Here is a 20,661-nt window from a genome sequence, read left to right as displayed (position 1 = left end):
GGCCATACACACCTAGCTGCGAACGCAGCGTGGCCCTTAAGCGCTCCGGATGGCCCAGCGCCATGCGATTGGAGATGCAGTATCACGCAGCGTGCTCGACCAGTGTCCCCTGCGGCTGGAGATCATGCAGATAGTTGACCGCCCGCTGGGCATGGGCCGCCGCGGCGAAGATGAAACGCTTCTCGTTCCTGAGAATCTCAAGCCAGCTTGCAAGATAGCTTGCGTGGTCGGGCCTCGGCTCGAGCTCGGGAACGATGCCGAGATCGGCCGCCAAAAAACAGCCGCCCAGATCGGCCACGAGTTCCTCGTGCGCCCTGAAGGAACGATCCTTGTGATATCGTGAGAGATTGCGATCAAGCCGCTTCTCAGCGCCGACCCAATGGGTCAGTTCGTGCCCAAGGGTCGCATAGTAACTCGGCGCGTCCCGGAAACTCTCGAACGGAGGCATTTGCACAATGTCGAGAGCTGGATTGAAACAGGCCTTATCCCCACCGTGCCGGATGACAGCACCGGTGTTCGCGAAGAAGGTGTCCGCGTTTTCGATCCGCTCCACCGGATCGGCTACCGGAGCGGGATTGCCGTAATATTGTGCCGGAAGCCCCTCGATCTGGTCGGCGCAGAACACCGTATAGGCCTTGAGGAAGGGAATGCCGCGCTCGACCTCTTCGCCCTGGGCATCGGTTTCGGTTCGGTTGAAGCGGTTGGCATAGACGACCATGGAGCCGGTCTCGCCCTTGCGAACATGACCGCCGAGCTCGACGCTCTGCTTGAACGTCATCCAGGTCGGGGAAACAAAGCTTCGCGCAACCGCCTCCGACCAGAGAAGCAGCGTATTGATCCCCTGATACGGCAGTCCGTTGTGGCGGAGCGGGCGCGTTATACGCCCCGTGGTGTTCGCACCGCTCCAGGGCTTGACCCAGGGGCGCACTCCCTTTTCCAGATCCGAGACGATGCGATCGGTGATTTTCGCGTAGATGTCGACGCGGGTCTTGTTGTTTTTCCTGTCCATTTCCCAACCTCCATTCGAGGCCGCGCCAATCGCGGCCGTCACGAGGTCCGCAAGCGCAGGACCGCAGGTCCGCGAACCCGCAGAAGAGGAATCGGAAGGCGGGGAAGCGTTGCATGCGGGCCGCAACGTCAGTGGAGGATGGCGCAGCCGTTTCGGGGGCCGAGGACCGGAGCAGGACCAACATTCGTGACGGCCGCGATTGGCGCGACCTCGACGACGGTTTCCATTTCTTTGGCTTCAGATGCCCTGGCGCACGCGAAGAGGCCGGCGTCCAGTAGGACGCCAGCCCCAAGGGAGGAAGATCGGGCGGAGCCGAAGCTCCGCCCATTGGGGGTTAGCCAAGCGCCGCCATCTGGAGATCGGCTGCCTGCCGGTTGACGGTCTGGCCGGGGTTCTCGGTCTGGCGCTCGTAGGGCTTCCAGCTTTCACCGATGATGTGCTCGTAGGCGGCGACGGCGCCCTCGGCCGCCATGCGCAGGGCGTGTGCCTGAAGGCCCATGTCGGCGGCGAATTCGCGCTTGCGCTGGGCCTTGCTGTTGAAGCCGACCGGACCGTCAATGTCCTCGTCGCGAGTGTCATTGGCGAGCTTGGCCGTGGCGTCCTTCGCCTCGGTAACAGCCTTCGAGTAGAACTGGCCTGCTCCAAAGGCCGAACCGACATAGGAGCCGACGATCCTTTGCAGGTGGATCTGCATGGCTTTTTCGGAAAGCCCCTCGGAGAGGGTATCAGCGCCTTCGATCAGGCTGCGCTCATGAAAGTCCCGGATGCCGTCGCTGTCGAGGACAGGAAGGCCGAAACTTTCGGATATGAGAGAGGCCTGGTTGCTGTCCGGGCAGCAGAGCCGGACCATTTCGAGGGTCGTGCCCTTGCGGAGCTGGACGACGCGGGCCTTGGCCTTGCTTGAGCGGGCTGAACTGGACATTGAGCTTACCTTTCTAGCGATGCCCTTCAGGTGTTCCGGCCCTTGCCGGTCTTTCCTGCGGGTGCGGTCAAAAGGAACCGGCGGAAGCTGGACACTTCAGGGTCCGGGACCTGCCAGGCGAGCGAGGCCGGCTTGCGGACAAGCGGGGGCCAGTCCTTTCACTGGTCCTTGTGAAGGACGCGGGCCGGCCTTGCCGAGATCGGCGGGTTCCGGCCGCTCCGCGGCGCGTCAGCGGCCTTGAAGTGGCCAGCCGCCGGTTCAGACCGCAGCAAACCCGACGGGAAGACCGGCAAGGGGATGATCACGGGCACCGGCATGCCGAAGGATAGGCGCCTGTTCGGCTGGCGCCGCAATAAAGTCCCATGGGTTGCCGCACTGACGCCGGGCGCCGTCGATCTGATGATGGTCGCTCGCTCGACACGGATGTTGCCACCCCCGCATCCATGCTTGACCTTTGGCAGCGGCTGGCGCCAGCATCTCGGATCACGCACAGAGCGTCTCCGATTGAAGTCGCTGCCGCAATATCGCCATGGCGCTTTCCTGCCGCGCCAGCTTGCGCGACAAGGCGGCGATCTCCGGCTGGCGCTCAGCGGTAACGGCAGCGAGGTTGGCGCGATACCGTTCGAGGAATGCACCTGGATCAGGCGATCTCCCCCGCCGATACCTAGTATGACGGGATATTGCCGTATCAGGGCCGCCATGCGGCGGGTGATCTGGCGGTTGATCATGTCCAGCTGACGCTGGGTCTGCCGGCGCGCATCCTCATACGGAAGAGCTGAGCACGACGATCTCTGGACAACATCATACCGCCCTTCCCTGCCAGCTGACGAAGCTGGACGGTCCGCCGTAGACGGCGTGCCGCTGCGGATCGATGATGAAGCCGAAGGGGCCGACCCGGTATTCGTCCGAAGGAACAAGGAAGCGTCGCTCCTCGGTACCATGCCCGCGCTTGCCACCGGGGGTCGCGATGACCTCCGTGAAACCGGATTGATGACCGGAAAGGATCGCCGACACGACGATCCAATCGTCGGCGTGCTCGTCGAAGAAGGAGCGCTCGTCCTTCCTCCAGGATTCACCGGTTCCCAGCACGTTGCCTGCGATCGTTTCCCAGGCGTCCGGGAAGCTGTCCTTCATCGTCCTGTTCGCGCAGCGCCGCTCGAAGCTGGTGAACAGGTGCGGAAAGGTTAAGGCCACGATTGCCCAGGCCTCATCCTCCTCGTAGGCGCCGCCGTCGACACGCAGCGATCGATGAACCTTGCGGTTGCGCTCGGGCGAGAGAAGAAACCCACCATGGCCGGCCGCCGAGTGAAGAACGACACCGTCGGCATAGACCGTCGCACCCTGCGACGACCCCCAAGGTGTGCTTGCCGATGATCGCTCTTCACGCCGGCCGAGCGCGAATTTCTCGCACCGGTGTTCCGCCTGTTTCAGCACCTTGGCCCTGAAGGTAGCCTCGTCCGCGAGTTGGCCGGCATGACCATAAAAATCGTCGCGCCGCCATTCCGCGATCGGACGGGCGATACGCCATCCTGTGGCGAGAAAATGCTTCCCGTCGCCTCCCGGCACCAGGGGTGGCGCGATCACGCGCTCGGTAAACAGGGGTCCGGGCTTTGCCGTGTTGGTCTCCAGGTCGTAGTCCTCGATTGAGGCCACCAGCCAGCAATCGGGATCGTCCAGGAACGGCTGGATGTTGGGCCGGCGGTGCGTCTCGCGCACGTCGCCGGTTTCCTCATCTTGCGCGGTCGAGACAGTGGTAAAGTTGATCGGTCCGAACGCGCGCACGAAGCTCGACCAGGCGATGCGCAGCCTGACCTGCGCCGGCTTCCACGGCCGGTCGAACTCCTGGGCCTTCAGCACCTCGCGTACGGCGTCACGGATCGGGACCAGCTTGCGGAGGATGCGGACATGCTTTTCCGGGATGCCGTCGCCGGTCACGCCCTTCCGAATCTGGATGGTGACGGGCTCGCCGTCGACCATCTGCATCAGCGCGGTGTTCTGGCCGATGAAGTAGCTGCCCTCGCGGATTGTCGCGCCGTCCGCAGCGTTGCGGGCCGGCGCTTCAACATGCTCGCCAGCGTCTGCTCCGATCTCTTCCGGTTCGCCGTCATAGATGGCTTCCGGAAGGAGATGCACGACGGCTGTCAGTGCCGCATCGAGATCCGTGCCGGCATGCGGCAGGCAGGTATACGTCTCGTCGGGACCGTAGATCCCGCGGCGACGGGCATGCTCGCCGAGCACCATGTCAGGATGCATCGCAAACCAGCGGTTCACGCGGATTGCGCTCTCGTCCTCGGTGGCGGGCTGAACGTCCTCCAGGTCGAGCCATGACACATCGCCTTCGGGCTCTCCGTGCTTGCGCCTGCGGAAGAACAGGATGTCGACGACAACATCCGTCCCGGCATCGGCGCGAAAGCTGCCCTCCGGCAGGCGAACGGCAGCGACCAGATCCGCCATTGTGGCGATGTGCTTGCGGGCGCGGGCATCGGCCTTGTCCATCGTTCCACTGGAGGTGACGAAGGCGGCGAGTGCGCCCGGCTTCAGCCGAGAGACGGCCTTTGCGATGAAGTAGTCGTGTAGCCGGAAGCCGTGCGAGCGGTATGCGGGGTCGGATCGGACGATCCTGTCCGAGAACGGCGGATTGCCGACCGCCAGATCGAAATGCTCGGCCAAGTCGACCCGCGCGAAATCCTGGTTGAGGATTCGGGCGTTCGGCTGAAGGAGGCAGGCGATCCGCGCCGTGACCGGATCGATCTCGATGCCGGTGACGTGCGAGGCAGCGCGCAATGCCTCTGGCATCAACGCCGGAAAGAGCCCTGTGCCGACGCCCGGCTCCAGCACACTGCCGCCACGGAAGCCGAGCCGCCGCAAGCCGGCCCAGATCGCTCGGATGATGTATTCCGGTGTGAAATGGGCGTACTGCGTGCAGCGGGCCAGCGAGGCGTAGTCCCGGCTGTCGACCGCCTCCTCCAGATCGGCGGCTATCTTCTCCCAGCCCTGGCGAAACGTCTGCTCGCCGGGGCGGCGGAACACGCCGTTCGCCAGTGCTGAAGCTCCAAAGCCGGTGAACCGGATCAGCGCTGCTTGTTCCTCGGGCGTGGCAAACCGCTGCTGGTCGACGATATCGGCGGCGAGCCGTATGGCGGCGAGATTGTCACGAGCCCGGTCCCGCCAGGATGTGCCAAGGCCGCGGGTCGCTGCCAGCTTGAAGTTCTCGCCCTTATCGACCTGATGCGCCCGAGCAGGCAATGCGGCCGCGCCGATCGGCATGGCCGGGGCTGGTGAGACGGGAGACGGATCGTCATCGACCGGACTATCGGCGGAAGACGTCGAAAAGGCCGTTACCCCGACGCAGAGGCCCGAGGACAGCGCAGTGTTTCCGAAGAGGTCGAGAGTGAAGGGGTCGTCGTGGGGCATGGAAAATCTCCTTGGATTTTGGCGAGCGCGATCACGCGGACGGCGTTGTCGGCCGCGTGAAGGGCTGGGGAGGTTGTGAAGGGGCTAGCGGGCGATCAGGGACAGCGAGACTTCGGTCTCGGTCAGCTGCACGAGCAGATGAGTGCGGCGGATGTTCCGATCGAACAGCGGAATGAGCCTCTCGGGCGTCGATGAATTCGATCCCGTCGTCACCGCCGAAATGACGGTGTTTGTAATGGAACCAGTCCGGATTGCCGACCGGATGGCACTCGTCGAAATAGACCACGAGCGGGCGGTCACCGTCGGCGAGTTTTCCGTTCGACATGATGTAGACCCCCTGGTCTCCGACCAGCCAAACGCCGGGGATCTCGCCCTTGCCGGGCCTGAGGCCGTAATACGGGTTGCGGAATCCGCCATTGGCGGCGGCATCGGTCTTTCCGCGTTCGATGACCTTGCGAACGCCGAGAATGGGAAACGTGAACATGGCCGCCCCCCCTCACGCCGCGATCGCGTCGGGGAGGTAGCGCAGATGCACCGGAAGCTTGGCCGAGATCTCTTCGTCGGTGAGATCGTTGAGCAGCTTCAACGTCGTGCCCCGGCTGCCGCCGTAGACGGTGATGGTCCGCTTGCCACGTGCAGGCTCCGGCCAGCGCTCCCCGGCATAGCCGCGATAATCATCATGGGTCGCGCTCCAGATGTGATCGAGGCGCTCGGTCCGCGTCATTGCCTTCACCGGCCGCGATTCCCGGTCGACGATCGTGGCACGCATCCGCTCGGGTGAGCCCCTGTCGGAAAGATCGCAATAGCCGTGGAAATGACGGAACTGGCTGTCGATCGTCAGCGCGAAGAAGACGCTGGTGACACTACCGGTCAGGAATTCGCGCATCGCGAACATGTCGCCGCGCATTCAGAGTGGCGGCAGGATCTCGAACATATAGTCGTGGTCTGCCTGGCCGGTCTCGAACCATTCGCCGGCATAGAGCGCGCTCGCGTCGGCGTCCCAGCGGTTGGGCCGCTGCGCGTGACGGTCGAACATGCGGAACATCTGGCGCCGGTCGGCGACGCCCTGAAAGACCTTTCTGATCGGGGATACGGGGTGCATGGCGGGCTCCTTTCAGCCTCGTCGGGCTGGAGCGCGGCTCATCCTTCCGACTTCGCCGTCAATTCAGCCCTTCATGACCCCTCCCCCGCGGCCGCCTCTCCGTCCGGCCGGGTCAAGGGCCGCGCAGCGGGCGAAGCTTCACCTTTGACGCGGCAGGCGGCATGCGGCAGTCGGGTTTCTTCTTCCCTCTCCGTTCCTCTTCTTCTTTCATCATCGCCTGCAGATCGTCGTTCCAGTCTTCCGTGACCGGCCGCAACCGCGCAAAGCCGCATGCCGCCGCGACGGCGATCGCCTCGATGCGTTCGGCATAGGCTTCGCCCTGCACATTGTTGTCGGTCGCGGCGACAAGCTGCGTATTCGGGCGGGTCGCAAGCGTCCGTATGGCCGTCTCGGTCGCGGGCGCCCATCCGCCGCCGGTGCTCAGATAGAGGCTGTCGGGCCGCAGGCTTTCGATCGCGGCAAGGCTCATCGCGTCGATCGCCGCCTCCGTAACGCAGAAGCGAATGGCCTCGCGTGGCCCCAAGCGGAACAGTACCTTCCCGCCGCCGGTGGCGAATCCGCGCCATTCCGGTCCGCGTTCTTCCCAGCCGGTGACGACACCGTCGTCGTCGACATGAGCGGCCCATACACTGCCGCGCGGTCCCTCGCGAAGCCGATCCTGCCGCATCGCCGCCAGGATGACGGATTCCGGGAGGTCCCGCTCGTTGCGCAGATACCGCCCGGTCATGGAGCCTCGCCAGGGCTTGCGACGAAACCGCCAGCGCTCGGTGACGCCGATGTCCGGCGCGTGGTCGCGGGGCTGGCGCGTCCAGACTGGTTCGCTCGGCACGAAGCCGACCAGTTCCGAAACCCGCTGCAGCACCTCCGCGAACCCGATGTCGTCGAGATGCGCCACGAGCGAAAACACGTCGCCTTTAGCGTCGGACAGCGGATCGAACCAGCCCTTGCCATCGTGGATGACGATAATGATATCGTCACCGCGCCGGTATTTGACCGCCCGGCGCGTGCTTTCCTTCAGATCGATCGCGAAACCGGCCCGCTCCAGCACGGCCGCGCAGAGCACACGATCCCTCAATTCCTCGACGTCTCTCTTTTCCATCGTTTTTCCGCCGGATCGCCTTCACACTCCCCGGCCCTTTCCTCGATTGCCTTTCCGTTTCCGCAGCCTTTGCGGAACCATCCTCGCCCGCCGCGAAGAGCGATGGGGGCAAGGGCGCGGCTGGCAACTGATGAATCGATCAGGGCGCGGTAGCGCCACGGCATCGCCAGCCGCGGCGCAGCCTCCCTTGCGGCCGCCGCTCGCAAGCGGCATACGTCCGCTCGGGCGAACCCGGCTCAATGAGCCGGGCCGAACTGGTAGGGGTCGTATTCGTGGAGGACGATGACGTCGGCGTCGTCGAGTTCGTCGCTCGGCAGGACGCCGTATTCGCCGTCGACCTGGAACAGCGTCACCGGGACCATCAGGGTGCGGGCGAGCTCGAACGCGTGGGACTGCGCGAGGCTGAGATTGTGCGACATGGTCTGGCTCCCGTTGTGGCGGGGACCAATTCCCCGCTCGACAGGCGCCCGTCGGGTTCGGGACGGACCGCGATCACCGCAGAGGCGTCAGCCTCAAGGCCGCACGCTCGCGTAGCGGACCCCTTGCGGGTTGATCGGAAAGGTCGGGATTGGACCAAGGGAAATGAGCCGATAAGAGCGGGGTTGGAACCTGCCATGGGCGCCAGTGCGAATAACGCGCAATCCCTCGTCCATGGCCCCTGCATCGCTCCCCAGACAATGCGGATCGTCACCGACGGCTTCCGGTCCTGTACGGCCGGCCAAGTTTCCTGTAGCGAGATCGCGGTTGGGATCGCAACGAACGAGATATCTCGAGAATTCGCAAATGCCTGAAGAGATTGCTGCGCCCGAAACTGAGCTCCTGGAGCTGACCGCGAACATCGTTGCCGCGTATGTCAGCAACAATCCGCTTTCCACGCGTCCGAACTCAGCCGCGTGGCTGCCGATACCTATGCAGCGGTCAGCAAGCTGCGGGAAGCACCGGCGGCACAGCCGGAAGAAAGGCGCGCGCCAGCGGTCCCGATCAAGAACTCGGTGACGCCAGATTTCATCATCTGCCTGGAAGACGGCAGGAAATTCAAATCGCTTAGGCGCCACATCGGTACTCACTACAATACATGACGCCGGATGAATACCGCGCAAAGTGGGGCTTGCCTGCGGACTACCCGATGGTTGCCCCTAACTACACGGCAGCGCGCTCTCAACTGGCGAAGGCAAGCGGGCTAGGAAGAAAGGGAGCAGTGCCTGAGCCCGTAGTTCCCCCCGGCGCCAGCACCGGCGAAACGCCGCAAGATCGGCCTGAAGATCACCAGACTTCCGACACGATGATCGCTGAGGCGAAGGAGTGACATGTGACGGTCCGGCCGATCGTGAGATTTCCCGACCGTCGCCTTCGAGCTGTCGCCGAGCCCGTAACAGACTTCGATGACGAATTGCGGAACCTCGCCATCGACCTGGCGGACACCATGCACGCGGCGCCTGGCATCGGGATCACCGCCCGCATATCGGCATTTTGAAGCGACTGGTCGTAATCGAACTGTCCCCAGCGCGGCTCCGGACTTACGTCAATCCGGCTATCCTTTGGGCCTCCGCCGAAATGATCCGGCACACGGAAGGTAGTGTCTCGATGCCAGGCGTCACTGAGGAGATCGAACGCCATGCCCTCGTTCGCGTAGGCTATCAGGATTTGGACGGCGTCGAGCAGGTCGAAGAAGCCGACGGCTTGCTAGCCGCCTTGATGCACAGCGATGAGTTGTCGGCGGCCTGAAGCTACGATTTGGTCGCGATGTGGGTGCATTTTGACAAGCCTGGTCGGGCGGCGGGGCTGATCCGTCGGTGATGGGAGGCGGGGTTTGCGGGTTGATGTTGGCGGGTTCGGTTCGGGGCATCTTGGCCCCGTCGCTATGTCACGAGTTGGGGGATGCGATCGAGGACGATGCGCAGAATACGCTGGTCGGGGCAGGATGTCGGCAGGTGCAGGCGGATTTGCGTTTTCATCTCGACCACCCGCGCGGCGATTTTGATGAGGCGCAATCGCAGCGTGTCAAATTGGGCGACGGCAAAGCTCGAGCGCCTCGGCATCGCAGCGCGCAGGCTCCACATCAGCCAGTAGGCGCCGGCATGCAGGAAGAGCCGGAACTGGTTGGCCGTCGCTCTTGTGCAGGATGTGCGGTCGGCGGCAAGATGCGTCTTCCAGGACTTGATGTGGTTCTCGGCCGCGCCGCGCCGGCAGTAGAGGTCCTCGTAGAGCGCCTTGGCCTTGCCACTGGCCAGATTGGTGACGATGAAGCGGGTGTCGGCACCTTGGGCGCCGACCTCGACCCGCGCGATGATGCGCTCGACGCGGCTCCAACTAGCGGCGCCGTCAACGAACTCCTTGAACCTGCGGACCTTGCCTGTCTTGGCCGACGCTTCGAAGCGCGCCGTCGTGCTGGCCTCCAGATCCGCGACATGCTTGCGCAGGGTCGTGGTGGGCGCGAGGCCAAAGATGAAGTCGACGTCGTTGGCGCGGCACCAGTCGATGACCTGCGGGCTGCAATAATGGCTATCGCCGCGGAGCAGGATTCGAATGTTCGGCCAGTTGATCCGGATCGCCCGCACCAGACGGCGCAGGTGGGGGCGGATCTCAGCCCCACTCGGCCGCTTGGCCGGTCGCAGGATCGCGCTGACGAACCGTCCCGCACCATCGAACACTACGATCGGCTGGAAGCCGTACTCGTCATGGTGGGCATTGAACAGGCGAAGCTGTTGGCCTCCGTGCACAGCGTCGAAGGTGTCGTCAATGTCGAGTACGATCCGCTTCGGCACCTGCCGGAACGAGGCGCAATAGAGATCGACCATCGCCCGCCCCATCGCAACCAGCTCCCGCACGCCGGGCAGGTTCTCCAGCCGGCACAGCGTCGATTGCGACGCCAGATCCCGACCCGACGGCAGCGCATCCTGGGCCATCTTGAAGACCGGATCGCGGCGCAGCCGGTTGGCGTCGTTGCCGTCCTCGTAGCCGGCGGCAATCATCTTCATGCGAAAGCCGATCATGTCCGCCAGGCTGTGGACGACCTGGTCCGGGCAGCGCGGATCGTCGATGCAACGCGCCAGACGCTCGGCCACCCGCAACCGCTTTTCCACCTCGGCCAAAGCCAGAACGCCGCTGTTGGACGACAGCATGCCGCCGTCGAAACGGGCGACGACGGACTTGCCGCCGACTGATGACAAACCGCTCAGCGGCAGCGTAAGATCGTTCATGGTGGGTGTGGTCTCCGGGAAATGGTTCGGATCGGCTTAAGCAACCAAATCCTAAGTCATTTCAACGGCTTGCGCCACATCCACCAACCCCCATGAATTTTTCAGGCTAGCTGTCTGCCACCAACATGAGATTGATCAACTCGATGGAATCTTCTGGATCCAGAAGCTCTCGCGTCTGAAGCGGGATCGGCTGATCAAGAGATATGAGAAACTGCTGCGTGTTCCATAGCCTGCTCTGGGGCCACGGGCGCAGTCAGATCCTGTGCGTTGACCCAGGTCGGTGCCGATCAAGCTCGTCGTCGTCGACCGCTCGCACGACGTCGACGTCCATCTCCGCCTCTGCCTCTGGCGCGATGTGGGCGATCTCGGCGCCAACTTTCGCCCTATGGACGAATTCGCGGGCATCGTCATGAGCCCGGGACCGCGCCACGCTGCGCTTCGTAGTACGCGGTGCGCTTGTCGAGAAGAATGAGCACCTGTGCGGCTCGTCGCCAGCGGCGCCCGGATCGCACTCCTCTTTTCGTACCATCGTCTGACGGCCTGTAGCACAGTTACATTCTCCATCTCTCCTGGCGGTCGTGCCGGAACTTTCGGCAGGGATGGACGCCCGATGGGAGAAGACCCGTATCGCTGGGCTTCAGCTTCGCCGACAGCCTGATCCCGACTGGGAGCCGCCATCCCTCTCGTACGGCAAGCGGCCGTTCTATAAAGCGAGAAAACTCACCAGCTCGCTTGCCGCGGCCCGCGGGGCTGGAAGCCGCCTACAGGAAGGCCGAATATGTCACGACGAGGCGGTATTGCGATTTCCGGACTGAGCTGAGCCGCCACCTGATGCGCGGCCCAGGTAACGTGTTCGCAGGTGCGATACACAGTTTTGTGCATTGCAATATTTTCGGCAACCGATATGATCCTCCTGTCGGCCATCTACTCCTCCCAGATGCGATGCCGACGCTGAATGCAGTGCACCTCCTCCCGCGCTGCATTTCAAATCAAGCCCGCTGCCACCTCCTCCCGGCAGCGGGCTTTTTCTTCTGTGCCCGCAGATTCCTGCTCCACATCCTGCCGCGTGGCTTCCACCGCATCCGGCACTACGGCTTGCTCGCCGGCGGCTCTCGCAAGGTCAGCCTCGCACTCGCGCGCGAATTGCTGAGCGTCGCGCCGCCGCCCGATCTGCCTTCGGGCCGCTTCAAGCTTGGTCAGTACCGCTTGGCAGGGTCGCCTTTCGGCGATCCCAACGTCGGATTTGCCGACGGCCGATGCAGCGCCAACGGTGGTCACATGAATAAAAAGTGCCGAGAAAAGAATGGCGTCGATAATTTGCCTTTTTTGGTTGTTCCGTAACGGGCTTCTAACACCCGTAGCTGACGGCAGCTTGAAAGCCGCCGGACATTTGCGCCACGGGGGTTCAGCGTAGCGTCAGGTTCCGTCATTAGGCATGAACCCTGCGATATTAATGGAGCTCGGCATGTATATTTTGCTCATTGGACACAACGAGGACTTTGTCCGCGATGTACGCGAACATACGATGGGCCACGCGGTCGACTGGGCCAAGGACCTGTCCGAAGCGCGGGATAAAGCAAGTCTGTTCGCCTACGACCTTGTTCTGCTCGACATTGAGCTGCCAGACGGCAACGGCATCGACTACCTGCGGGAGATGAAGAAGCGGCCTGATTCGGCACCGGTCATCATCGTGGCAGGCCGCGATCAGGACGAAATCGAGGGGCTCAACGCTGGTGCCGCCGACTATTTGGCCAAGCCGTTCAATTTCGGCGTACTTTCCGCGCGCATTCATGCCGTGGGGCGTCGTCATGGGAAGTTCCCGGAGCCATATTGTGTCGGGACGCTGTCAATAAACTCGGCCGAGCGGCGCTGCGAGCGCGACGGGCAGCCGGTCTACCTGACTGCATGCGAATGGACAGTTTTCAACTGCCTTCTGCGCCGGCCCGGAACGTTAGTTTCGAAGGCGAAGATCGAGGACGTACTCTTTTCCTTGGGTTCGGAGATTGAGAGCAACACCGTGGAGGTTTATGTTAGCCGGCTCCGCAAGAAGATCGGCGGGGACCGAATAGCGACAGTGCGTGGCGTCGGGTACAGTTTCGTGGCCGAATCGGTCCTAGACCACGTCGATCTTGTCCGAGAGGTTCGGTCAAAGGTTAATGACCTCTTGAAAAAGCCGTGGTTTGCCGGACGGCTAATCCTTGACGTCGACGGCTGCCCCTCTTTGGTGCGCAAATTTGAAGACGCCCTTGCGGTTGACCTCGCGCTTCATTACCTACTCGACAATGCACTCACACATGGACTGCCCGATACCCTGGCAACAGTTTCCGTCCGAGCTAATGGAACTATCGCCATTGTAAACGCAGGACCGGTGGTGCCCCTCCCAGACCTTGACGAAATAACAGAGCGATATGAATATGAGCGTCGTAAGACTCAGCCGGACTTCCCTGGTCTACCCCTCGCTAATCATGTTATCAAGCACGTCGGGGGCAGCCTTGAATTTGCCTCGCCTGCCCCAGGTCGCGAGGATGGTTTTGAGGCGATTATTCGAATCCCTCAATGACACTGGTTTGCTGCAGCGACCAGGTTGGGCGTAGGAAGCATTGTAGGCTGCTGGGCAACGGAGAATGTCAAACAAGGGTGGTAACCAAACCCGCGGTGGGCCGGCTCGCCAGAGGAAGTCAGCACGGGCACACCACATCCCAATCCACTGGCGTGAGACAAGCATGCCACCCAAGCCTAAGGCGCTTCCCCCTGCAGTCACAACTTCGGATTCCCGCCGTGAGAGCCCGTGCTGTAGCGTTGTTCTGAACGGTCTTTTTCATTCACATGGGACGTTGTTTGCAGTATGCCCGATCGGTGGAAGAACATGGCCGGCAACGCATCGGCGGCATGGCTCTCGGTGGCAAATTCCTTCCCGATCGGCTCGTGGGCGGCGGCATCCTGACCAAGGCTGGACCATCCAAGGCGTCGCCTCGATCCAATTTCATGGTCGACTATCCCTATGTGTGGAAACTGGCCGAGAGGCACCGGCTGGGTAGCGTCACGCCGCATCATTTCTTTGCGGAGTTGGAACGCGCGGGATCGCTGGAGCGGCTGGTTGACAAGATGAAGCGGTTGCCGGGGCGCCCACCAACAACAACACGTGAGCTATCTAGCCCGAAAAATTCACGGCGGGTTGGCGGATGTGGCGCAAGCCGTTGAAATGACGTAGGATTTGGTTGCTAAAGCCGATCCGAATCATTTCCCGGAGACCACACCCGCCATGAATGATCTTACCCTGCCGCTGAGCGGTTTGTCATCAGTGGGCGGCAAGTCCGTCGTCGCCCGTTTCAACGGCGGCATGTTGTCCTCCAACTGTGGCGTTCTGGTGCTGGCCGAGGTGGAAAAACGACTGCGGGTGGCCGACCGTCTGGCGCGTTGCATCGATGATCCGCGCTGCCCGGACCAGGTCGTCCACAGCCTGGCGGACATGATCGGCTTTCGCATGAAGATGATCGCCGCCGGCTATGAGGATGGCAATGACGCCAACCGGCTGCGCTCCGATCCGGTCTTCAAGATGGCCCAGGATGCGCTGCCGTCGGGTCGGGATCTGGCCTCCCAGTCGACGATCTGCCGGCTGGAGAACCTGCCCGGCGTGCGGGAGCTGGTCGCGATGGGGCGGGCGATGGTCGATCTCTATTGCGCTTCCTTCCGGCAGGTGCCGAAGCGGATTGTGCTCGACATCGACGACACGTTTGACGCCGTACATGGCGGCCAGCAATTGCGCCTGCTCCGATACCATTCTCTGGACCGCCGGAAGGTGCAGTTTCCCGGCTTTCTCACGATGGCGGGCTGGCGGCGCCATCGTGATTGAGCAACGAGATCGGGACCTTGTGCCCGATCGCCCCATGCGGGCGCACCTCGTTGTACAACACGACGACAGAACGCCCACGGGATCGCGGTGTCGCATTGCCTCAAAGAAAATGTTACCGCGCGTCTTGGTTGCCTCACCTAAAATGTTACCCGTGAAGGCGAATACCGCGATGATGCTCTCACCACGAGGGAGGCATCATGACGACGAAGATGACGCATGCTATTCGCATGGAACTCGCCAATGCGGTCAGGGTTCGCTATGCGGCCGCAGCGAACAAGGACAAGCGCAGGATCTTGGAGGAGTTCATCGCGGCGACGGGTTATCATGAAAAGTCCGCAATCCGTGTCCTGAACAGCCCCCCGCAGCCGAGGAGCCGGCAGACCCGTCAACGCCCGTCGCTCTATGACGAGGCCGCTCGGGGCGCGTTGATTGTGCTGTGGGAAGCTTCAGATCGAGTCTGCGGCAAGCGCCTTAAGGCACTGCTGCCCATTCTATTGCCGGCGCTGGAACGCAACGATCATTTGAAGCTCGCGGAGGAGATACGCCACAAGATCCTGTCTATGAGCGCCGCGACGATCGACCGCTTGCTCCAGATGCCGAGGCGCACCATGCGTACGAAAAAGCCGCCAAGGGTTGTGCCAGAGCCGCGGCGGCGCATCAAAATGCGCACCTTTGCTGACTGGAACGAGCCGCTTCCCGGCAGCATGGAAATGGACCTGGTTGCTCATTGCGGAGAGGCCAACCGCGGTAGCTACGTTCACAGCCTGGTTCTGACCGATATCGCGAGCGGATGGACGGAGGCCGCGCCCATCGTGGTCCGAGAAGGCACCCTCGTGGTCGAGACACTCGAGCGCATCCGCATGGGCTTGCCCTTTGCCCTGAGAGCGCTGGATGTGGATAATGGCAGCGAGTTCGTCAACAACAGGCTGATCGAATATTGCCTTGGTCACGGCATCGAACTCACTCGCTCGCGGCCTTACCGTAAGAACGACCAAGCGTGGATAGAGCAGAAAAATGGCGCCGTTGTACGGAAGCTCCTGGGTTATCGGCGCTTTGAAGGCTTGGCGGCGGCCAGAGCGATCACGCGCCTTTACGGGGCATCCCGGCTGTTTGTGAACTTCTTCCAGCCCTCGTTCAAGCTGGCTGCCAAGCAGCGCGACGGAGCGAAGGTGGCCAAGCGCTATCATCCGCCGCAGACGCCCTGTGAGCGTCTCCTGCAGGCGGAGGGCATCCCGATGGCTGCCAAGAGCAAGCTGCGCGAGATCGCCGCCGACCTCGATCCGCTGAAGCTTCTGGAGGAGATACGAGCTGTGCAGGCCTATCTCGCAGCCCTGGCTGACGGCGAAACACCGCCGCCGCCGACATCCGAACCACCCGACCTGGCCGCGTTCGTAGCAAGCCTGTCGAGTGCCTGGCATGCGGGCGAAATCCGTCCGACATTCTCCACCGAAGCCAAACCGCGTTACCTACGAAGTCTACAAAAGGTCTCGACGCAAGTCCTTATTGCGGCTCCCACCGCCGCGCTCAAGCCGGTGATCTCACCCACTCCTGCCGCGAAAGCCGCGAAGATGCAGGAGAAGCCGAAGCCGGTCTACGCCGAGCCTGGCCAAGCCCGCGTCCAGGCGCTCCGCATGGTGTGGCCGATCGTTTGCCGCCGATTGGAAGAATTCCCCAACATCAATGCCACGCAACTCTTCGAAGAGCTGTGTGTCCAGTTTCCAGGTCGATTTACCCGCAAGCAGTACAAAACACTCGTCCGACGGGTCAATCTGTGGCGCCAAGCAGCTCGCGCACGCGGTGTTGTCGTTGGGCCGAAGACGTATCGTCGGCTCAACGACAAACCGCGTGGCCGACGTCCAGACATCTTTAAGGACCATTGGGAAGAGATGGCACGATGCCTTGAAAAGCGTCCGGATCAGACCGCACTTGAACTTCTCGTCGAGTTCCAGGTCCGTTATCCCGGGCGATACAGCTTGCGCCAGCTTCACACGTTGCAGAAGCGAGTAAGGGCGTGGCGACAACAAGCCGTGCAGCGGCTCATCGGCGAGGTCAGCAGCCTAGCGCCATACCTCGCTTCAGATTCCACACGTCTGGCGAGCGGGTAACATTCTTGGTGAGGCAGCCGGTAACAAAATTACGTGAGGCAACACGAGATCGCGGAGCACGAGCTTTTTTACCCGTGGCATCCTTGGGCCGGGAGCCTGGTCCATATTCATGAGGTGGTCGAGAAGGCTGGTAGTGTGCGGCGACGCCGTCGCACTGACACCCGACCAGGCGCTCGCCGTCTTCGAGCTCCTCACCGAACTGCGCGACAAGATCTGGTTATGCTACGCCCTCGACATCCAGCAGGAGATCCAAAACCTCAATGCCCCGACCGATTAAACGAAATCAGCAGGTCCCTACCTCTCTCACAGGAAAACCCCAAACAGCACATGGCACCGTTTATGCGCACTTCCTGACGACCGCTAACAGCCAACTGATCGAAGAGCAAACTCACGGGCATCCGGGCCACTTCCGGCAGCAGATCCAGTTGTTCCTTCAATCGATCGACGTTCTGTGCGCCCTTCGCCGCAATGATGCCGAACTCCGTCATGTGGGCTCGGATAGGCGGGGCCAAACCTTCTTGAGTTCGACGATCCTTTTCATTTTTGTCGCCAATAGGTGTGGTCTGCCCGTTGCCGATTAGGCAGCCGTGGCCGCCGCATCGATGACAATGGCCCCTGTAGGCACGCGCGGTTCCGCGCTTGGATGTATCCCTTGGTGGAGACCATTAAGGCTCCTCGCCCAGCAGGAAGAAGTTGCCGTCCTGATCGATCTACCGGGATTCATTCCCAGTTTCCGCCACCGAGACCGACAAGGGTTGAGCGAAGCAAGGTCTGTTACCTGTGGACCCTCAGGCGTCATCCACCTTCGGTCATCCGCAAAAGGTGCGTTGCCCGGGTCGCGATGACTGCGCGCACGGATTTTAGAATGGCGTGGTCCGCCCCTACATTCGCCAGCTGCGCGAGCAAAGCGTCGGCCTCATCTCCAATGCGCCCGGCCATGGTTGCGATATCGCGGATGAGAAGGCGTTGCGCGCCCCGGGTTTCGGGAACGAGCGTCAGCCAGTGCTTCAGTTGGATCGTGTCGGGAACGGATCGTCCGCCGATCGCCATGGCGAGCTTCTTGGCCAGCCGCGGATAGGCGGCGGTGCAAACCACGTCGTAGAGTGGGGCGAGATTCGGCGTATCGCCGTCATAGAGCAGCGCGTAATTCTTTCCGTGCGCATCGGCATTGCCCACGAGATAATGAAAGATCAGCATCCGGATGAAGCGCAACCGGTCCGCCGCCGGTCGTGCGCAGGCCCGATCGATCAGGTCCAGCGAGCTCTTGGTACCGGGACCGCCCTCTTCTTCATATTTGAGTTCGGGTGGAACGCTGAGCGCCTGGCAGAAATCCTCCTGGTGCAATCGTTCGATGTGTCCGCCGTCAGTCCGCGCACGGTCATAGCGCTGGATCAGAAGAAACGCGGTGTCGCCGGCACGGCGCATCTCGACCCTTGGAACCGGCAGTTGGAGACGCTCTGCCAGGCGCAGACAGAAGAGCTCGTTCTCGACGGTTCCTTCCAGCGCCTGGATGACCGGCTTCAGAATATGGGTGGTTGGGCGGCCGCCCTTGGCTAGCCGGATCGTCTCGCCTTCGACGATCACCGCGAGCTTGTCCTGGGCGCCGGCCAGTGAGAGACGAACGCCCTCCTCTCCTCCGAGCAGGGGCCGCTCGCGCAGCTTGCCGATGATTTCCTTGAGTCGCTCTGCACTGAGAGCCTCGTCATCGTCGGAAGGAGCCGGCGCTTCACCAGCTGGATACAACGACAAGGCGCCCGCGCATTCGCCACCGATGACCTCGAGCAGGCCGAACGCATTGCCAGCCGAAAGGCCAAGCGCTCCGGCAAGACGCTGCCGCGCGCCCTCGTCCGGAAGAAGGCCCGAGAAGAACGGACGCGCGACCCGGTCGGCATAGGGTTCTTCCCGCAGCGGCATCGAGAAGGAAATGACGCGGGGCTGCTGCCCGGCGAGATAGTCGGCGTAATAGGCGTAGCCCAGCGCGCCGTCCTCGTCCTGGCTGAGAATGCCGGCCTTGGTCTCCCTGAAATATACGTCCAGTAGATGAGTCATGACCCGCTATCCCGTCGGCGGCCGACCGACAGGAAGAGGCCGAGGGCGCTGGCCACCTGGAGCGCACGACCAAGTTGGCAGGTCTCCTTCCCCGCTTCCAGTTCGCGCACGAAACGCACGCCGACGCCGGTAAGGCCGGCGAGCTGTTCCTGTGTGAGGCCCTGCGATTTGCGTTCCTGCCGGATCCGGAGGCCGAGGGTTTTGCTGTCGGTTATCGTCTGCATATTCATCCCTATCGGGACGAATCTATCATTCGAAGCGGCCTTTGGAAAGAAAAAGAACCGTTCGGGACGATCACATAAGGAAAACGTTAGTAGCGCCGGTATCAACCCGATCGGGGTGATTTAGCTCGAGTGCTTACTTGACTTGGCGCCTGACTCAATCTTCACTGCCGGACGGACATACCTCTCAACAGGCGTTGCGGTCGGATATCAATCTGCTTGTCATCGTCGTCAGTTCGTACCTGAAAGTCTCCGAGCGGCAGTCCCGTGCGCTCTGCGGCGGCAGGTACCAATTCAGTCAAGGCCGCCGCCATCGGTCCTTGGATATAGGCCGTACAGGCGTCCTTGATAGCATCTAGTCCTGCGTTTCTTTGGTTCGAATCATATCAGGCGGCCTCGGCGAGTTTGTAGGACCATGTGTGGATGACGGGATGGCGATTGACCTCGTCGATACCAGCCATGATGCGCTGTTTGAGCTCATGTTTCGAGGTCACCCGGATATGGCGCAGCACCGAGCGAGCGAACTTGGAGAAGCCCTCAATAAGATTGAGCCACGAGCCGTGCTTAGGAGTGAAGATGAGTTCGAAGCGGCCGGCCGGTCGAGTAGCGAGCCAGGCTCTGGTCTCTCTCGATATGTGCGCGGAATGATTGTCGAGGATCAACTTGATTGCGGTCCCGACCGGGTAGGCAGCATCGAGGAGCTTGAGCAATTCGACGAACTCGCGGCTGCGATGGCGATCTCGCACGAGCGCATGGACCTTGCCGGTAAGCAAATCAATCCCGGCCAACAGGCTGAGCCTGCCATGGCGCTTGTATTCATGGTCGCGCGCGAAGGTGGCGTAGGCGCCAGGCACGGGCGGCAAATCCGGCGCCGTCGTTGCGATGGCCTGGATTCCGGGCTTTTCATCGCACGAGATGATCGCCACCAGCTTGCGCCGCCTGTTCGAATTGGCAGAGGCTTTTTTCAGGACCTCGACTTCACGATAGACGCACAGAACCTCGGCCATCTTCTGTTCGAACTCGGCGTCTCGTTGCTCAAGATAATAGCGCACCTTATGCGGCTTGATTTCCTCTTTGCCGAGGATCTTGCACACCGTGCCCTGGACCAGACTGGCCAAACAGGCGTGTCCAGCCGTCGGGCCGTGCTCGCGCGCATGGCGGGCCAGCAACCGCGTCGTCCACAACTCGTGCGGATAGCCGTGGTCCTTGGCCTTGTCGCAGGCCAACGATACCAGCCAAGCCTTAGCCTCCGGCGTGATCACAGGCTCCTTCCCCGGTCGCGGCCGGTCATCAAGTGCGGCCAGCGGGCCATAGTCCACCGCCCGTTCGACGCAGCGTTGCACTGTCTGATGATGAACCCCCAGCCTTCGCCCCACCGTGAAGAACGACGGTGTTTCACGATAGTTGAGCAGCATTTGCGCGCGCGCCACCCGGCTCGCGCGTTCCGTGCGCGAGCGCGATATCGCGCCCAATTGCACAACCTCTTCCTCGTTCATCGCCAACTCGATCACACGCCGCTGTCCTGCCATGATGCTGCTCCTCGTTTCGCCAATCGCAAACGAGGAATCCACCAAGCAACTGATTGTTCCTTCCAAGCCGGATTCATGGAATCGATCGTCTAGTTTGGCCTCGCGCTTGGTGCGACTGAGGTTCTGAAGTTCGGCGACCGAGGCCCCTTCCCCTAAAT

The 20,661-nt window shown here is 62.2% G+C and carries 11 protein-coding genes and 12 pseudogenes; 9 read left to right on the top strand and 14 right to left on the bottom strand.

Annotation, left to right across the window (positions count from 1 at the left end; all coding sequences use genetic code 11):
• Nucleotides 1-82: 82 nt before the first annotated feature.
• The 9 genes and pseudogenes from HB777_38800 to HB777_38760 all read right to left on the bottom strand — a co-directional run bounded on the left by HB777_38800 (nt 83) and on the right by HB777_38760 (nt 7,965).
• Nucleotides 83-1,009 (bottom strand): ArdC family protein, encoded by a 927-nt coding sequence (locus HB777_38800; GenBank protein ID QND69755.1) that lies wholly within the window; start codon nt 1,007-1,009, stop codon nt 83-85.
• 334 nt (nt 1,010-1,343) lie between these two features.
• Nucleotides 1,344-1,931, bottom strand: a complete 588-nt coding sequence (locus HB777_38795; protein QND69555.1) for a hypothetical protein — start codon at nt 1,929-1,931, stop codon at nt 1,344-1,346.
• Nucleotides 1,932-2,414: 483 nt separating this feature from the next.
• Nucleotides 2,415-2,733: pseudogene (locus HB777_38790) on the bottom strand (hypothetical protein).
• Nucleotides 2,733-3,485: pseudogene (locus HB777_38785) on the bottom strand (hypothetical protein). Before HB777_38785 ends, HB777_38790 begins: the two co-directional pseudogenes overlap by 1 nt.
• Before the next feature lie 15 nt (nt 3,486-3,500).
• Nucleotides 3,501-5,345: pseudogene (locus HB777_38780) on the bottom strand (N-6 DNA methylase).
• A gap of 84 nt (nt 5,346-5,429) precedes the next feature.
• Nucleotides 5,430-5,829 (bottom strand): annotated as a pseudogene (locus HB777_38775) (DUF3085 domain-containing protein).
• 12 nt (nt 5,830-5,841) lie between these two features.
• Nucleotides 5,842-6,447, bottom strand: a pseudogene (locus HB777_38770) (DUF1419 domain-containing protein).
• Nucleotides 6,448-6,559: 112 nt separating this feature from the next.
• Nucleotides 6,560-7,546 carry a DUF3991 domain-containing protein gene (locus HB777_38765; GenBank protein QND69554.1) on the bottom strand — a complete coding sequence of 329 codons (987 nt, stop codon included), beginning with the start codon at nt 7,544-7,546 and terminating at the stop codon, nt 6,560-6,562.
• Nucleotides 7,547-7,782: 236 nt separating this feature from the next.
• Nucleotides 7,783-7,965 (bottom strand): hypothetical protein, encoded by a 183-nt coding sequence (locus HB777_38760; protein QND69553.1) that lies wholly within the window; start codon nt 7,963-7,965, stop codon nt 7,783-7,785.
• Between the two features lie 364 nt (nt 7,966-8,329).
• Here HB777_38760 and HB777_38755 point away from each other — a divergent pair.
• Both HB777_38755 and HB777_38750 read left to right on the top strand, forming a co-directional pair.
• Nucleotides 8,330-8,852 (top strand): annotated as a pseudogene (locus HB777_38755) (MucR family transcriptional regulator).
• A gap of 3 nt (nt 8,853-8,855) precedes the next feature.
• A pseudogene (locus HB777_38750) lies at nt 8,856-9,271 on the top strand (peptide deformylase).
• 134 nt (nt 9,272-9,405) lie between these two features.
• Here the strand turns inward: HB777_38750 and HB777_38745 are convergent.
• Nucleotides 9,406-10,746, bottom strand: coding sequence for an IS1380 family transposase (locus tag HB777_38745; GenBank protein QND69552.1), 1,341 nt, complete (start codon nt 10,744-10,746; stop codon nt 9,406-9,408).
• 106 nt (nt 10,747-10,852) lie between these two features.
• Here HB777_38745 and HB777_38740 point away from each other — a divergent pair.
• The 7 genes and pseudogenes from HB777_38740 (at nt 10,853) to HB777_38710 (ending at nt 16,981) form a co-directional block, all read left to right on the top strand.
• A pseudogene (locus tag HB777_38740) lies at nt 10,853-10,975 on the top strand (peptide deformylase).
• 809 nt (nt 10,976-11,784) lie between these two features.
• Nucleotides 11,785-11,916: pseudogene (locus HB777_38735) on the top strand (IS91 family transposase).
• 295 nt (nt 11,917-12,211) lie between these two features.
• Nucleotides 12,212-13,306 (top strand): response regulator, encoded by a 1,095-nt coding sequence (locus tag HB777_38730; protein ID QND69551.1) that lies wholly within the window; start codon nt 12,212-12,214, stop codon nt 13,304-13,306.
• A gap of 356 nt (nt 13,307-13,662) precedes the next feature.
• A pseudogene (locus tag HB777_38725) lies at nt 13,663-13,869 on the top strand (hypothetical protein).
• Between the two features lie 139 nt (nt 13,870-14,008).
• Nucleotides 14,009-14,515: pseudogene (locus tag HB777_38720) on the top strand (IS1380 family transposase).
• Between the two features lie 677 nt (nt 14,516-15,192).
• The gene (locus HB777_38715) at nt 15,193-16,704 is read left to right on the top strand and encodes a transposase family protein (protein QND69754.1); all 1,512 of its coding nucleotides are present in this window, start codon (nt 15,193-15,195) and stop codon (nt 16,702-16,704) included.
• Nucleotides 16,705-16,837: 133 nt separating this feature from the next.
• Nucleotides 16,838-16,981 (top strand): hypothetical protein, encoded by a 144-nt coding sequence (locus HB777_38710; protein QND69550.1) that lies wholly within the window; start codon nt 16,838-16,840, stop codon nt 16,979-16,981.
• A 91-nt stretch (nt 16,982-17,072) separates the two neighbouring features.
• Here HB777_38710 and HB777_38705 read toward each other — a convergent pair.
• The 4 genes and pseudogenes from HB777_38705 to HB777_38690 form a co-directional block, all read right to left on the bottom strand.
• A pseudogene (locus HB777_38705) lies at nt 17,073-17,234 on the bottom strand (IS110 family transposase).
• A gap of 265 nt (nt 17,235-17,499) precedes the next feature.
• On the bottom strand, nt 17,500-18,753 hold the full coding sequence (locus HB777_38700; protein QND69549.1) for a type II toxin-antitoxin system HipA family toxin: 1,254 nt from the start codon (nt 18,751-18,753) through the stop codon (nt 17,500-17,502).
• Complete coding sequence (locus HB777_38695) at nt 18,750-18,977, bottom strand: helix-turn-helix transcriptional regulator (GenBank protein QND69548.1); 228 nt, start codon at nt 18,975-18,977, stop codon at nt 18,750-18,752. The genes HB777_38700 and HB777_38695 overlap by 4 nt, the downstream gene beginning before the upstream one ends.
• Before the next feature lie 383 nt (nt 18,978-19,360).
• Nucleotides 19,361-20,503, bottom strand: coding sequence for an IS630 family transposase (locus tag HB777_38690; GenBank protein QND69753.1), 1,143 nt, complete (start codon nt 20,501-20,503; stop codon nt 19,361-19,363).
• Between the last annotated feature and the right edge of the window lie 158 nt (nt 20,504-20,661).

Origin of the sequence: Mesorhizobium loti, assembly GCA_014189435.1 — a bacterium.
Classification (GTDB): Bacteria; Pseudomonadota; Alphaproteobacteria; order Rhizobiales; family Rhizobiaceae; genus Mesorhizobium; species Mesorhizobium loti_G.
This window is presented reverse-complemented; position numbering and strand designations above follow the sequence as displayed.

What these genes read in the sequence shown, in the direction of transcription:
- HB777_38800 (QND69755.1), bottom strand. Translation starts at nt 1,009, where the DNA reads ATGGACAGGAAAAACAACAAGACCCGCGTCGACATCTACGCGAAAATC.
- HB777_38795 (QND69555.1), bottom strand. Translation starts at nt 1,931, where the DNA reads ATGTCCAGTTCAGCCCGCTCAAGCAAGGCCAAGGCCCGCGTCGTCCAG.
- HB777_38765 (QND69554.1), bottom strand. Translation starts at nt 7,546, where the DNA reads ATGGAAAAGAGAGACGTCGAGGAATTGAGGGATCGTGTGCTCTGCGCG.
- HB777_38760 (QND69553.1), bottom strand. Translation starts at nt 7,965, where the DNA reads ATGTCGCACAATCTCAGCCTCGCGCAGTCCCACGCGTTCGAGCTCGCC.
- HB777_38745 (QND69552.1), bottom strand. Translation starts at nt 10,746, where the DNA reads ATGAACGATCTTACGCTGCCGCTGAGCGGTTTGTCATCAGTCGGCGGC.
- HB777_38730 (QND69551.1), top strand. Translation starts at nt 12,212, where the DNA reads ATGTATATTTTGCTCATTGGACACAACGAGGACTTTGTCCGCGATGTA.
- HB777_38715 (QND69754.1), top strand. Translation starts at nt 15,193, where the DNA reads ATGCCGAGGCGCACCATGCGTACGAAAAAGCCGCCAAGGGTTGTGCCA.
- HB777_38700 (QND69549.1), bottom strand. Translation starts at nt 18,753, where the DNA reads ATGACTCATCTACTGGACGTATATTTCAGGGAGACCAAGGCCGGCATT.
- HB777_38695 (QND69548.1), bottom strand. Translation starts at nt 18,977, where the DNA reads ATGCAGACGATAACCGACAGCAAAACCCTCGGCCTCCGGATCCGGCAG.
- HB777_38690 (QND69753.1), bottom strand. Translation starts at nt 20,503, where the DNA reads ATGGCAGGACAGCGGCGTGTGATCGAGTTGGCGATGAACGAGGAAGAG.